Origin of the sequence: Vibrio sp. MMH1-50, from assembly GCF_022347645.1 — a bacterium.
GTDB classification, from domain to species: Bacteria; Pseudomonadota; Gammaproteobacteria; order Enterobacterales; family Vibrionaceae; genus Vibrio; species Vibrio harveyi.
Map to the genome: position 1 here is coordinate 36,113 of NZ_JAKRGG010000020.1, position 13,394 is coordinate 49,506.

Here is a 13,394-nt window from a genome sequence, read left to right on the forward strand (position 1 = left end):
TCACAAACAATGAGGTTTTAATTTGCGGAGCAAAATTAATATCATAAACTGATAGCGACTAAATTGAACGACTGAAATAAGTCATTCAACAAAACATAAAATCCTATAGGGGGAACTTAAGGTGAATATTCTTGGATACGCGCAGAAGTTAGGTAAAGCTCTTATGCTTCCTATCGCAACGCTTCCAGTTGCAGCGCTTTTACTACGTTTGGGTCAGCCTGACCTTTTAGATATTGCGTTTATGGCATCTGCTGGTAATGCAATCTTTAGTCAACTTCCACTACTATTCGGTCTAGGTATCGCGATTGGTCTTTCTAAAGACGGTCAAGGTGCTGCAGGTCTAGCTGGTGCAGTTGCTTACTTCGTTCTTACTGCGACAGCAGCAACGATCGATGCAAGCGTTAACATGTCATTCTTCGGCGGTATCATTGCAGGTATCATCGCTGGTCACTCTTACAACGCTTTCCACGCTACTCGTCTACCTGAGTGGTTGGCATTCTTCTCTGGCAAACGTCTAGTACCAATCATGGCGGGTCTATTCTCGCTAGTTGCTGGTGCAATTGCTGGTGTTGTATGGCCAACAATCCAAGGCGGTCTTGACGCGTTAGCGCACGCAGTTTCTACTTCTGGTGCTATCGGTCAATTCGTATACGGTACGCTTAACCGTGCACTAATCCCTGTAGGTCTACACCACGTACTAAACTCGTACTTCTGGTTCGGTATGGGTACGTGTCAAGAAGTTCTAGTATCTGGCGCAACAGCGGCGGGTCAAGCGCTTCCTGCTCTACAACAGCTTTGTGTTGACCCAGCTCTAGCTAAGACTCTTGTTGCTGGTCAAACTCACACATTCGAATTCGCTAACTCTGTAACTCCAGAAATCACAGCAACAGTTAAAGAAGTAACTGAAACTCTGAAATCTGGTGACCTACACCGCTTCTTCGGCGGCGATAAGAGCGCTGGTGTATTCATGAACGGTTTCTTCCCTGTAATGATGTTCGGTCTACCTGGTGCAGCACTTGCTATGTACCTAGCAGCTCCGGTTGAGAAGCGTAGCCAAGTTGGTGGTGCACTATTCTCAGTAGCATTCTGTTCATTCCTAACAGGTATCACTGAACCTCTAGAGTTCATGTTCGTGTTCCTAGCTCCTGCTCTATACGCTATCCACGCTGTATTTACAGGTCTATCTCTAGTACTTGCAAACATGCTTGGCACGCTACACGGCTTTGGTTTCTCTGCAGGTCTAATCGACTTCGTACTGAACTACGGTCTAGCAACTAAGCCTCTAGTACTACTTGCTCTAGGTTTGGCTTTCGGTGCTCTATACTTCTTCACATTCAGCTTCGCAATCCGCGCTTTCAACCTGAAATCGCCAGGTCGTGAAGATGACGAAGATGAAACATCTGCAGCTCCTGCTGGTGATGCAGCAAAAGGTGACCTAGCTCGTCAATACCTAAAAGCGCTAGGTGGTCACGACAACCTAACTTCAATCGACGCGTGTATCACTCGTCTACGTCTAACACTTAAGGATCGCTCTGTTGCAGACGAAGCAGTACTTAAGAAATTAGGCGCGAAAGGTGTTGTTAAGCTAGGCGAAAACAACCTTCAAGTTATCCTTGGTCCTCTTGCAGAAATCGTTGCTGGTGAAATGAAAGCAATCGGTGCAGGTGAAGACCTATCAGATGTAAAACTTCCTTAATTACATCTTAATGACTCTCTATAAAGACCTCCTTCGGGAGGTCTTTTTTTGTTTATACGGATTTAATATGCTGCGCTTTCAAGCGAAGAACAGAAATATTCCCGTTTTAACGACGGTTCTTGTTGTCTAATCGCTAAGAATTGTGGATCATTAGGAACAATGCACTCTGTAAACCGAGTAAGGCTACGGAGTACTGTTTTCTCTGACAATACTAATATTTTTGAGGTGCTATAGATGAGTGAAGCTGATGCTCGTCCATCAAACTTTATTCGCCAGATCATTGATAAAGATCTAGCGGATGGTAAACACACTAGCGTGCATACTCGATTCCCGCCGGAGCCAAATGGCTACCTGCATATCGGTCATGCTAAGTCTATCTGTTTGAACTTCGGTATTGCTCAGGACTACCAGGGTCAATGTAACTTACGTTTCGACGATACAAACCCTGAAAAAGAAGACATCGAATACGTTGAGTCTATCAAGAAAGATGTAAACTGGTTGGGCTTCGAGTGGGATGGTGAAGTATGTTACTCATCAAACTACTTCGACAAGCTTTACGAATATGCAATTGAATTGATTAATAAAGGCTTAGCGTACGTTGATGAGCTAAGTCCTGAGCAGATTCGTGAATACCGCGGTACGCTAACGGCTCCGGGTAAACCAAGCCCATACCGTGATCGTCCAATCGAAGAAAACCTAGCGCTATTTGAAAAAATGCGCGCAGGTGAGTTCGAAGAAGGTAAAGCGTGTTTACGTGCGAAGATCGATATGGGTTCTTCATTCATGGTAATGCGTGACCCAGTTATTTACCGTGTACGTTTCGCGACTCACCACCAGACTGGTGATAAGTGGTGCATTTACCCAATGTACGACTTCACGCACTGTATCTCTGATGCGCTAGAGGGCATTACGCACTCTATCTGTACTCTAGAGTTCATGGACAACCGTCGTCTGTACGACTGGGTTCTAGACAACATCACGATTGATTGTCGTCCACACCAGTACGAATTCAGCCGCCTAAATCTTGAATACACAGTGATGTCTAAGCGTAAGCTAAACCAACTAGTGACTGAGAAATTGGTTGATGGTTGGGACGACCCACGTATGCCTACAGTGTCTGGTTTGCGTCGTCGTGGCTTCACATCAGCATCTATTCGTGAATTCTGTAAGCGCATTGGCGTAACGAAGCAAGAGAACATGATTGAGTTCGGTTCACTAGAATCTTGTATTCGTGACGATCTAAACGAAAACGCACCACGTGCGATGGCAGTTCTAGATCCAGTTAAGATCGTTATCGAGAACTTCGAAGCCGGGGCGGTAGAGACTCTGACTGTTGCTAACCATCCAAACAAACCTGAAATGGGTGAGCGCGAAGTACCATTCACTCGCGAAGTTTGGATCGAGCGTGAAGACTTCCGCGAAGAAGCGAACAAGAAGTACAAGCGTCTTGTTCTAGGTAAAGAAGTTCGTCTACGTGGCGCATACGTGATCAAAGCTGAGCGCATCGAAAAAGACGCAGAAGGTAACATCACGACAATCTTCTGTACTTACGATGCTGAAACGCTAGGTAAGAACCCTGCAGATGGCCGTAAAGTGAAAGGCGTAATTCACTGGGTATCAGCAGACAAAGCATTGCCTGCAGAAATCCGCATGTACGATCGTTTGTTCACAGTACCAAACCCAGCGGCTGCGGATGACTTTGCTGCGACAATCAACCCAGAATCACTAGTGGTTCTAAACGGTTTTGTTGAGCCAAGCCTAGTAAACGCAGAAGCGGAAACAGGCTATCAGTTTGAGCGTATGGGTTACTTCTGTGCAGATTCAAAAGACTCTTCAGCAGAGAACCTAGTATTCAACCGTACGGTTGGTCTACGTGATACTTGGGCGAAAATCGAGAACCAATAATCTCAATCCTTCGCTAATAAAAATGCCAGCATCATTGCTGGCATTTTTGTTTGTTATTCCAATCTAGTTGGTTTTGATGTCGTGACGCTGCCTGTTTTTGAGTCATACCATATGACGAAGCTAGAGTTATCAGGATTGCGATCGTAACCTTTTTTAGTAAAGGTATAATAACAAACAGATTGGTGGGATTCTTTGTCTTGGACTCGTCGGGTAATAAAATCAAACCTATCGTTCGCGTTACGATTATTTGATAGAGAGTATTCGTTGCCGAGTAAAGCTTGCCACACGGCAATACAACCAGCATTCCCTTGTCCTATGTTATACGGGTTGCCAATCACGCCATTTCTGTTGCCCTTGTTAGTGCCAAGCGGAAAGCCAAACTCATTTACATCCAGTTCGCCACCACCATATCCATCGATATCTGTTTGAGCTTCCTGTGTTCCACCATTGACTAACCATTGGCTTTGGGTAAATCGCACGCCTGTTTCGAATTGGTCAGCGATGGATTCCATTTTTGCTTGATACGCATCGTCTTGGAGGTTTAAAAAACGGGGAGCTGCAACAACAGCTAGGATGCCGAGAATGACGATCGCAATGATAAGTTCTAGTAGGGTAAAGCCTTGAGGATTCCTTCTCTTCATTGCTCTTCTCCATAAAAAAAACGTCAGCCTTAGCTGACGTTTTACTATGTTTATCAATAAAAAGAAATACTTCTTATTTTACTGGTTTGTGTGCGTCTGGATTATCTTTGCAAGAACCGTCGCTGCATTTGCCGTATAGGTATAAGCTGTGGTTAGTCAACGTCACGTTGTACTTAGCGGCGATTTCTTTTTGACGTTGCTCAATAACATCGTCAGAAAATTCAATAACTTCACCACAATCCAGACAAACAAGGTGGTCGTGGTGGTGTTGCGTTGATAATTCAAAAACTGATTTGCCGCCCTCAAAGTGGTGACGAGTTACAATACCAGCATCATCGAATTGGTTGAGTACACGATAAACGGTTGCAAGACCAATCTCTTCACCGAGATCAATCAGCTTTTTGTACAAATCTTCAGCACTGATGTGCTGGCAGTCTGGCTGCTGAAGTACTTCTAGAATTTTTAGCCTCGGAAGGGTTACTTTTAAGCCCGCATCCTTCAGCGCCTGATTATTGTCTGACATATACTTTCCCGTTGGATCATCTGCAGCGATTTAACAGAATTCAATATTCCTACCATTATAGGCGAAGCGTTCGAAACATTAAACCACGAACTTCAAAGGGTTAATAGATTCTTTTTGTAAATTAGAAACAGGTCGATTATATTACAGATCAGACCAGTTACAAATTGATAACATCAGAATCGCAAAGACATGGAAAGTTATGAATAAGCGACTTGCTAAGATATATAAACCGGGAATTGTGAAATTTGCGCTCAATATTTGGCCGCCATTTTGGGGGGCGGGTATTAAAATCTTACATATTTCTGAAGACTTTCGAGCGGTTAAAGTACGTTTGAAGTTGAGATGGTGGAATAAAAACGCCAATCGCACTCAATATGGAGGGAGCATTTTTTCCCTGACTGATCCTATCTACTCGCTGATGCTTATGGGCATTCTGCGTGAAGAATATTATGTATGGGACAAAGAGGCGAGCATCAACTTTATCAAGCCAGGACAAAGTGATTTGTTTGCTGAATTTGAGGTGACGGAAGGAATGTTGGACGACATCTATCAGATGACGCGCAATGGAGAAAAATGTTTCCCTGAGTTTATTACCCACGTCAAAGATAAGGAAGGCAATGTGGTCTCTGAAGTTCAGCGCAAATTGTATGTACGCAAGAAACCACAATTCCGCGAAGAAGAAATTGCCACTGAGGCATCTTGATTACCACATACAAAAAGACCTCCAGAGTGGAGGTCTTTTTAATGAATGCTTTTAATTAGCCTTCAAGCTCAGCTAGGCACATCTCTTCGTAGATTTGCTTAACCCAGTTTTCAACACGTCCATCAGTAAGTTCTGGTTGACGGTCTTCATCGATACATAGACCTACAAACTGGCTATCATCACCTTCTACAAGTGCTTTAGATGCTTCGAACTCGTAACCTTCAGTTGAAGTGTGACCCAGAATAGTGCCACCTTTCGCTTCAACGATATCACGTACTGTACCCATTGCATCACAGAAGTACTCTGCGTAATCTTCTTGGTCACCACAACCGAAGATAGCAACTAGCTTTGTCGAGAAGTCGATTTGCTCAAGTTCAGGGAAGAAGTCATCCCAGTCACATTGTGCTTCGCCATAGTACCAAGTCGGGATACCTAGAAGCAGAAGATCAAAGTTATCAATGTCTTCTTTGCTGCTTTTTGCGATGTCTTGAACGTGAACTAGTTGTTTACCTAGTTGCTTTTGAATCATCTTTGCAACGGCTTCAGTATTACCTGTGTCGCTACCGAAGAAGATACCTACACTTGCCATAGAGTCTATACCTTTACATTGTTTGTTACTGGCTATGGGATAGAGAGCTTAACCGAGCCCTGTGCCTTCCCAACTGAGCTGAATCAGACCTTTCGCAATGAAGCCAGCGCAGCCAAGGAAAAGAACTAACCACACAATACGACGACCGAAAACAGGTACGTTACCTTGTTTTAGTACATCTTTTATTGCCATCCCGATGAAAAAGAAGATAGCAGCAAAAAGAAGATCGAGCCCGATCGACTCGAGCATGTCCATATAGTCGTATAGCATTGTCGTCCTTCATGCCAAAAATTCTTGGGCGCACTATACCACTGTTAAACCGTAAAGTTAATGCACAACAAGAAGGGTTATTTCAATAATCTGGCGTTGTTTTCCGAATTTGTTAACTGGAAATATATTTCCTAATCACCCGCATAACTTCTGCTGGTTTTTCTGCATGTAACCAGTGTCCTGTGTTAGCAATAATGTGCGCTTTTGCATTGTTAAACTGACGCTTAACTGCAGGCTGGTGCTCTGGCATCAAGTAGTCGGAATCGCCGCCTTTAACAAATAGAGTTGGAATATCGGTGGGTGCGATGTCGTTCCAACCGATGATGTTGTCGTAGTTGTTCAGTAAGCCCGTGACGTTAAAACGCCAATCCATTTTGTTCCCGTTTTTATATAGGGACTTTGACAAGAATTGTCTGACTCCATCCATCTCGATGTGTTGAGCGAGAATATCCATAGTTTGTTGTCGATTGGCTGGTTGTTCCTCGATTACTGCTCGCAAGCCATTAAATACATTGTCATGACGGTTGGTTTGATAAGCCACAGGAGCCATGTCTAATACAATCAGCTGTTTGACGAATTCAGGTGAGACATCTGCGAGTTTCATCGCTACTTTGCCACCCATTGAGTGACCAATAACTAACACTGGCTCGATGTTTAAATGGTGAAGTAAATCAGCAACATCTTGTGCCATCACTTCGTAATTGTGTGTATCTGAATGGAAAGAAAGACCATGATTTCGGAGATCAATGCTGATCACTGAGTGATCTTGAACGAGATCGCGAGCCAGTAAACCTAGATTACTGAAACTGCCAAATAATCCATGAATCAAAACAACCGTTTGGCCTTGCCCTTCCTGCTTATAGTTGAGTAATGCTGACATTTTATCTTATTCGTGATGGGTTTAACGTGGAGTATCCGCGAGGATCTCGTTATAATCCCCCAGAGTTTAAACATTGAGAATGTGAAAAGCGAATGAAAACAATTGAGGTTGATGAGGATCTATACCGTTACATTGCAGGTCAAACCAAGCATATCGGTGAAAGTGCCTCGGATATTTTACGACGCCTTTTGAACCTTGATGGTCAGTTGCAGGAAGCAGTCGTTGCACCTGTAGTAGAAAAGCCACAAGGGATTGTAGTAAGTAAAGATGCAGGTAAAGCAGAATCAGTAGATACCGTAAAAGAGATGCGTTCTCTACTTATCTCTGATGAGTTTGCTGGTCTTAAGAAAGCGATTGATCGCTTCATGTTGGTACTATCAACCTTACACAAACTAAATCCAGAGAGTTTCTCCCAAGCGACAAAAGTGAAGGGACGCAAACGTGTTTACTTTGCTGATAACGAAGAGACTCTACTAGCAAATGGTAACACTACCAAACCTAAAGCAATTCCTGGTACGCCATTTTGGGTAATCACTAACAACAACACCAGTCGTAAACGACAAATGGTGGAGCAGGTGATGACGCACATGGAATTCCAGCCTGACTTAATAGAGAAAGTAACAGGTTCAATCTAAGAAACCTGATAGAAGCCTCATAATGTGTAGCGTGTAGCGGATATTATGAGGCTTTTTTGATTTTATTTGTATTTAAAGAAAGGATGTCAAACATGGCTATGCACCCTCGTGCTGGGCAAAAAGCGCAGCAGGAAGATCTTCACAATATCCCAGCACTCGTTGCTAATTACTTCTTACTTCAGCCAGATGCAACTAATGCAGAACATAAAGTTCAATTTGGTACTTCTGGTCATCGCGGTACTGCAGACAAACACACTTTTAACGAAAACCACATCTTAGCGATTGCTCAAGCGGTAGCGGAAGTTCGTGCAGAACAAGGCACAACGGGTCCATTGTTTGTGGGTAAAGACACTCACGCGCTTTCTGAGCCTGCTTTTTCAAGTGTGGTTGAAGTATTGATTGCAAACGGTGTACAAGTGATTGTGCAGCAAGACAACGGCTACACACCAACGCCGGGTATTTCTCATGCGATCCTGACTTACAACATCAAGCACGATGATAAGGCAGATGGCATCGTGATCACACCATCTCACAACCCACCACAAGACGGCGGTATCAAATACAATCCGACTCACGGTGGTCCTGCAGAAGCTGAACTGACTCAAGCGATCGAATATCGTGCAAATGCGCTAATTGCCGAAGGTCTACAAGGTGTTAAACGCTTACCTCTAGCAGAAGCAAAAGCATCGGATCTGTTTGTAGAGATGGACTTGGTGAAACCGTACATCGATGACCTAGTTAATGTTATCGATATGGAAGCAATCCAAAAAGCAAACTTGAAAATTGGTGTTGATCCATTGGGTGGTAGCGGTATTGATTACTGGCGTCAAATTGGTCAGGTGTACAACCTAGACCTAACGCTAGTAAGTGAAGCGATTGATCCTTCTTTCCAATTCATGTCTCTCGATAAAGATGGCGTTGTACGTATGGATTGTTCTTCTCCTTACGCAATGGCTGGTCTATTGGCATTGAAAGATGAATATGATTTAGCTTTTGGTAATGACCCTGACTACGACCGTCACGGTATCGTTACGCCAAAAGGTTTGATGAACCCGAACCACTTCTTAGCGGTTTGTATTGACTACCTATACCGTCATCGCGATGCGTGGGGCAAAGATGTTGCTGTTGGTAAAACGCTAGTATCAAGTGCTCTTATTGACCGTGTTGTGGCTGATTTAGGTCGTGAACTGTGCGAAGTACCAGTCGGTTTCAAATGGTTTGTTGATGGTCTATTCACTGGTAAGTTCGGCTTCGGCGGTGAAGAAAGTGCTGGTGCGTCTTTCCTTCGTAAAGATGGTACGCCTTGGTCAACAGACAAAGATGGCATCTTGTTATGTCTTCTAGCGGCAGAGATCACTGCGGTAACGGGTAAGAACCCGCAAGATTACTATGAGGAGCTAGCTGCGAAGCATGGTGAGTCTAAGTACAACCGTATTCAAGCTGTAGCGAATGGTCCGCAAAAAGACGTACTGAAGAAGCTTTCACCTGAAATGGTAGCGGCTGAAACACTAGCAGGTGATGCAATCACTGCTCGTCTAACGCACGCTCCTGGTAACGGTGCTGCAATTGGTGGTCTTAAAGTCACGACCGTTAATGGTTGGTTCGCAGCTCGTCCATCAGGCACTGAAGACATCTACAAAATTTACTGTGAAAGCTTCAAAGGTGAAGAGCACCTAAAACAAATCGAAGCTGAAGCACAAGAAATCGTTAATCAAGTATTTGCAGCCGCTGGTTTGTAACTTAAGCGATTATTGTTTGAAAGGGTCGACTTTGTGTCGACCCTTTTTTGTTTGTGAAGAGGTAATGCTTCGCTTCAAGATTCGAAGGAGCCTCGCTTGGAGAGGCGAGCAAAAAGAAAGGGAGCCCAACTCGTTCGTTTCTCCCTTGTGAAGGTGATGAACTGGATATACTGGACCTCGGCAGCCTCATTCCCGAAAGCGGCGAAAGGTTGTGGTCGAGAATCTTTCTTATAACCGGAAATGTCGAGATTAGCTCGTTGAAAGAACTTGTCCCTAAAAAGACAAAATAAAATGTCTTTCGTTTTTAATTGGGCCACGTATCCGGTACAACAAACCAAAACTGACCGTCCTTTGTCTGCGCGTGAACAAACCTATCAGATGGTTTGTCGATTGGATCCAAGAATTCCTCATTACCAGTTGCCCAGAGTGGTTTAGGAAGTGCGTAAAGTAGCTGTTTAATTTGTTCCCATTGGCTTTGATAACACCAGAAACCAGATATTTGTATAGGGTCTAATTCATAACCTAAACAGGTTGTAGGGATAGGCTCTTTTGAAAAAGGGTTTACGTACAGACGTCCCTGCATTAGTAAATGTTCACTCGGTTCACTGTTTAGCGGTAGTTGCTGACGAAACTCTTCCCTTTGGCTCATTTTTAGCTGGTGGTTGAGCATGCGTTCGAGCTTTTTGTGCAGTTGGTCGTGAGCATTCGGTCCATACCAAACGCCTTGATGAAGTAAGTAGAATTTAATTGCGACTTCCCAATGCTCATGTTGATTACTTTCTACATCTTTTAAGATCAGATCGACAGCACCAATGGTTCGCCCAGTGGCGTCATTTAATTGAATCTCTTCAGCAACCAGTTCATAACGAGGCGAACAGGTTAGCAACTTGGTGCAAAGGTACTGATACAGAAAACCAAGGCGAGGGTTTCCATCATATTCTTCATTGTCTGGCAGAGCCTGCGTCTGAATATCTTTGACAGTGACAAAAGGGGGCTTAAGTTTGAAAAGCGGAGGGGTGTTAGCAATCCATTGTTGGAAACGTTGTAGTGAATTCATCCATTATCCTTGTTGTCACGGGTAAAGCCTTTCTATTGTATCTAAATTTGTTTGAGTTGGGGATGTCACAACTGGCATCTGGATTGCGGTTCGATATACACTTTGCTCAAGCCACAAGTATTGGAAGTAATAATGAATAATTTACAGTTGGAAAAGATCCTCAACGAGAAATTGTCGCCGCAACTTATCAAAGACTACGCGCCAAATGGAATGCAAGTAGAAGGTAAATCAGAAATCAAACGTATCGTAACTGGTGTCACAGCTTCACAAGCCTTGATCAATAAAGCCATCGAGTTGGAAGCTGATGCTCTGCTTGTGCATCATGGGTACTTTTGGAAAGGTGAACCAGAGCCTATTCGTGGTATGAAAGGTAAGCGCATTCGTAGTTTGATTAAAAACGACATCAACCTTTACGGCTACCACTTACCGTTAGATATTCACCCAGAACTCGGCAATAACGCTGAGCTTGCTCGTTTGTTGAATATCTCGGTTGAAGGTGGGTTAGAAGGTCACCCTCAGTCCGTGGCGATGTTTGGTCGTTTAAAACAAGCGATGACAGGTGCTGAGTTTGCGAACAAAATTAATCAAGTCCTAAACCGTGAACCTTTGCATATCGCACCTGAAAATGCAGACAAAATGATTGAGACCGTCGGTTGGTGTACTGGCGGTGGTCAAGATTTTATTGAGCTTGCCGCTCAGCACGGATTAGATGCGTTTATTTCGGGTGAGATCTCAGAACGAACAACTTACACCGCTCGTGAGTTAGACATTCATTATTTCTCTGCGGGTCACCATGCTACAGAACGTTACGGTATTAAGGCGTTGGGTGAATGGTTGGCGCAAGAGCACGGGTTAGATGTCACGTTTATCGATATTGATAATCCAGTATAGACGGGACGGACTTCATCCTTCGTGATACGGGGACGCTCTGCTTTCTAAACAGAGAGAAAGAGCAGATCCCCGACTCACTTGTGCCTCGCTCATAAAGAAGACGAAAACTCTGAAGTCTTCACGACGTCATCTCCGATTGTGAGGTAGGAGCAACGTCAGGAATTTCTTGTGTAAGAGCGTAGAGAAATAGTCTCTCGATGCGACGCATTTCATAGAACGCTGCGTGTTCTCATCTCTTCAAATAAAGAAAGGGTTGACGCTTTCACGTCAACCCCAACTCTTATCCGATTATCGATTCTAACGGTTATTCACGCTCGTGCAGTGGAGAGAACTCACGCTGAGTTTCACCTGTGTATAGCTGACGAGGACGACCGATTCGGTTTAGTGGGTCGCTGTGCATTTCGTTCCAGTGAGCGATCCAACCGATAGTACGAGAAATCGCGAAGATTACCGTAAACATCGATACAGGAATGCCGATCGCTTTTAGAATGATACCTGAGTAGAAGTCTACGTTCGGGTAAAGCTTCTTAGACACGAAGTATTCGTCAGAAAGTGCAATACGCTCAAGCTCCATTGCTACGTCTAGTAGTGGATCTTTAATGTTTAGCTCTTTTAGAACTTCGTGACATGTTTCGCGCATAACTGTAGCGCGTGGATCGTAGTTTTTGTAAACGCGGTGACCAAAGCCCATTAGACGGAATGGGTCATCTTTGTCTTTTGCACGTTCAACGTACTCAGGAATGTTCTCTACACTGCCGATCTCTTCCAGCATCTTCAGACATGCTTCGTTTGCACCACCGTGTGCAGGACCCCATAGTGAAGCAATACCTGCGGCAATACATGCGAATGGGTTCGCACCAGAAGAACCAGATAGACGAACGGTTGATGTTGATGCGTTTTGTTCGTGATCTGCGTGAAGCGTAAAGATTTTATCCATCGCACGAGCAACAACAGGGTTTACTTCGTATTCTTCACATGGGTTTGCGTACATCATGTGTAAGAAGTTTTCTGCGTAGCTTAGGTCGTTACGAGGGTAGATAAATGGCTGACCGATTGAGTACTTGTAACACATCGCCGCCAATGTTGGCATTTTCGATAGCAGACGGTACGCCGCAATTTCACGGTGTTCGTCGTTGTTGATATCTAGTGAATCGTGGTAGAAGGCCGCTAGTGCACCAACTACACCACACATTACTGCCATTGGGTGAGCGTCGCGACGGAAGCCATGGAAGAAGCTTGCGATTTGCTCGTGCACCATTGTATGGCGAGTAACCGTTGTTTTGAATTGCTCGTATTGCTCACGGGTAGGGGCTTCGCCATAAAGCAGGATGTAACATACTTCCAAGTAATCTGCGTTATTGGCTAATTGGTCAATTGGGTAACCGCGGTGCAAAAGAATACCTTTGCCGCCGTCGATGTACGTGATTGACGATTCACAAGATGCAGTGGCAAGAAAACCTGGGTCAAAAGTAAAGTAACCATTGGCTCCCAGTTTACGAACATCAATCACAGGTGTACCTAGCGTACCGTCCATAATTGGCAGTTCGATCGGCGCATGACCTTCAACATGAAGGGTAGCTTTCTTATCCGCCATAACAATCTCCTTTGTTTATTATTTAATCCGTCCAGGATGTTTATGTGCCATTTTTGTACTGTTGTTAAAGCTTAAAGTCAATTTTTCTCCATTTTTGTGTGCACTTGTTATGATTTTTCTCATGAAAATCGTTAAAAATCTGTTCTATGTAGCATAATTTGTTACATCAATTGTATTAGAATGTTGCTAGCCGTATATTGGCACAGAAAATTTTAGTTAAATCCTTATAAATTCGGGGCTAGAAACAAAAGTGAGGTTTGTTTGTGGACTC

General features: G+C 44.0%; 13 protein-coding genes. 6 read left to right on the top strand and 7 right to left on the bottom strand.

What is annotated here, in order from left to right:
- The first annotated feature begins 121 nt into the window (after positions 1–121).
- Both nagE and glnS read left to right on the top strand, forming a co-directional pair.
- Positions 122–1,696 (top strand): N-acetylglucosamine-specific PTS transporter subunit IIBC, encoded by a 1,575-nt coding sequence (nagE, locus tag MHO32_RS15310; protein WP_005446396.1) that lies wholly within the window; start codon positions 122–124, stop codon positions 1,694–1,696.
- Between the two features lie 234 nt (positions 1,697–1,930).
- Positions 1,931–3,601: a glutamine--tRNA ligase gene (glnS, locus tag MHO32_RS15315; RefSeq protein ID WP_005446398.1), complete on the top strand. Its 1,671-nt coding sequence runs from the start codon at positions 1,931–1,933 to the stop codon at positions 3,599–3,601.
- 53 nt (positions 3,602–3,654) lie between these two features.
- On the opposite strand, the gene MHO32_RS15320 is transcribed toward glnS, so the two are convergent.
- Positions 3,655–4,242, bottom strand: a complete 588-nt coding sequence (locus MHO32_RS15320) for a pilus assembly FimT family protein (protein WP_005446400.1) — start codon at positions 4,240–4,242, stop codon at positions 3,655–3,657.
- A 73-nt stretch (positions 4,243–4,315) separates the two neighbouring features.
- The gene (gene fcrX / locus MHO32_RS15325) at positions 4,316–4,765 is read right to left on the bottom strand and encodes a ferric iron uptake transcriptional regulator FcrX (RefSeq protein WP_005446402.1); all 450 of its coding nucleotides are present in this window, start codon (positions 4,763–4,765) and stop codon (positions 4,316–4,318) included.
- A 199-nt stretch (positions 4,766–4,964) separates the two neighbouring features.
- Here fcrX and MHO32_RS15330 point away from each other — a divergent pair, with 199 nt between their 5' ends.
- On the top strand, positions 4,965–5,468 hold the full coding sequence (locus tag MHO32_RS15330) for a DUF4442 domain-containing protein (protein ID WP_239212812.1): 504 nt from the start codon (positions 4,965–4,967) through the stop codon (positions 5,466–5,468).
- Between the two features lie 55 nt (positions 5,469–5,523).
- Here MHO32_RS15330 and fldA read toward each other — a convergent pair whose 3' ends face one another.
- The 3 genes from fldA to MHO32_RS15345 form a co-directional block, all read right to left on the bottom strand.
- Positions 5,524–6,057 carry a flavodoxin FldA gene (fldA, locus tag MHO32_RS15335; RefSeq protein WP_239212813.1) on the bottom strand — a complete coding sequence of 178 codons (534 nt, stop codon included), beginning with the start codon at positions 6,055–6,057 and terminating at the stop codon, positions 5,524–5,526.
- Positions 6,058–6,105: 48 nt separating this feature from the next.
- Positions 6,106–6,327 carry a DUF2788 domain-containing protein gene (locus tag MHO32_RS15340; protein WP_005446406.1) on the bottom strand — a complete coding sequence of 74 codons (222 nt, stop codon included), beginning with the start codon at positions 6,325–6,327 and terminating at the stop codon, positions 6,106–6,108.
- Positions 6,328–6,439: 112 nt separating this feature from the next.
- Positions 6,440–7,207 (bottom strand): alpha/beta fold hydrolase, encoded by a 768-nt coding sequence (locus MHO32_RS15345; RefSeq protein ID WP_239212821.1) that lies wholly within the window; start codon positions 7,205–7,207, stop codon positions 6,440–6,442.
- Positions 7,208–7,299: 92 nt separating this feature from the next.
- Here MHO32_RS15345 and seqA point away from each other — a divergent pair, with 92 nt between their 5' ends.
- Together seqA and pgm are read left to right on the top strand one after the other, a co-directional pair.
- The gene (seqA, locus tag MHO32_RS15350) at positions 7,300–7,842 is read left to right on the top strand and encodes a replication initiation negative regulator SeqA (protein ID WP_005446408.1); all 543 of its coding nucleotides are present in this window, start codon (positions 7,300–7,302) and stop codon (positions 7,840–7,842) included.
- Positions 7,843–7,934: 92 nt separating this feature from the next.
- Positions 7,935–9,581 (top strand): phosphoglucomutase (alpha-D-glucose-1,6-bisphosphate-dependent), encoded by a 1,647-nt coding sequence (gene pgm / locus MHO32_RS15355; RefSeq protein WP_239212823.1) that lies wholly within the window; start codon positions 7,935–7,937, stop codon positions 9,579–9,581.
- Positions 9,582–9,885: 304 nt separating this feature from the next.
- On the opposite strand, the gene MHO32_RS15360 is transcribed toward pgm, so the two are convergent.
- Positions 9,886–10,638 (bottom strand): DUF1853 family protein, encoded by a 753-nt coding sequence (locus MHO32_RS15360; protein WP_239212825.1) that lies wholly within the window; start codon positions 10,636–10,638, stop codon positions 9,886–9,888.
- Positions 10,639–10,770: 132 nt separating this feature from the next.
- Between MHO32_RS15360 and MHO32_RS15365 the strand changes: the two genes are divergently transcribed.
- Positions 10,771–11,529: a Nif3-like dinuclear metal center hexameric protein gene (locus MHO32_RS15365; protein WP_005446417.1), complete on the top strand. Its 759-nt coding sequence runs from the start codon at positions 10,771–10,773 to the stop codon at positions 11,527–11,529.
- Between the two features lie 304 nt (positions 11,530–11,833).
- Here the strand turns inward: MHO32_RS15365 and MHO32_RS15370 are convergent, their stop codons facing one another.
- Positions 11,834–13,123, bottom strand: a complete 1,290-nt coding sequence (locus MHO32_RS15370; protein WP_005446419.1) for a citrate synthase — start codon at positions 13,121–13,123, stop codon at positions 11,834–11,836.
- Positions 13,124–13,394 lie beyond the last annotated feature (271 nt).

Excerpts from the sequence above, each read along its gene's own strand:
- glnS (WP_005446398.1), top strand. The coding sequence starts at position 1,931 with ATGAGTGAAGCTGATGCTCGTCCATCAAACTTTATTCGCCAGATCATT.
- MHO32_RS15320 (WP_005446400.1), bottom strand. The coding sequence starts at position 4,242 with ATGAAGAGAAGGAATCCTCAAGGCTTTACCCTACTAGAACTTATCATT.
- fcrX (WP_005446402.1), bottom strand. The coding sequence starts at position 4,765 with ATGTCAGACAATAATCAGGCGCTGAAGGATGCGGGCTTAAAAGTAACC.
- MHO32_RS15330 (WP_239212812.1), top strand. The coding sequence starts at position 4,965 with ATGAATAAGCGACTTGCTAAGATATATAAACCGGGAATTGTGAAATTT.
- fldA (WP_239212813.1), bottom strand. The coding sequence starts at position 6,057 with ATGGCAAGTGTAGGTATCTTCTTCGGTAGCGACACAGGTAATACTGAA.
- MHO32_RS15340 (WP_005446406.1), bottom strand. The coding sequence starts at position 6,327 with ATGCTATACGACTATATGGACATGCTCGAGTCGATCGGGCTCGATCTT.
- MHO32_RS15345 (WP_239212821.1), bottom strand. The coding sequence starts at position 7,207 with ATGTCAGCATTACTCAACTATAAGCAGGAAGGGCAAGGCCAAACGGTT.
- seqA (WP_005446408.1), top strand. The coding sequence starts at position 7,300 with ATGAAAACAATTGAGGTTGATGAGGATCTATACCGTTACATTGCAGGT.
- pgm (WP_239212823.1), top strand. The coding sequence starts at position 7,935 with ATGGCTATGCACCCTCGTGCTGGGCAAAAAGCGCAGCAGGAAGATCTT.
- MHO32_RS15360 (WP_239212825.1), bottom strand. The coding sequence starts at position 10,638 with ATGAATTCACTACAACGTTTCCAACAATGGATTGCTAACACCCCTCCG.
- MHO32_RS15365 (WP_005446417.1), top strand. The coding sequence starts at position 10,771 with ATGAATAATTTACAGTTGGAAAAGATCCTCAACGAGAAATTGTCGCCG.
- MHO32_RS15370 (WP_005446419.1), bottom strand. The coding sequence starts at position 13,123 with ATGGCGGATAAGAAAGCTACCCTTCATGTTGAAGGTCATGCGCCGATC.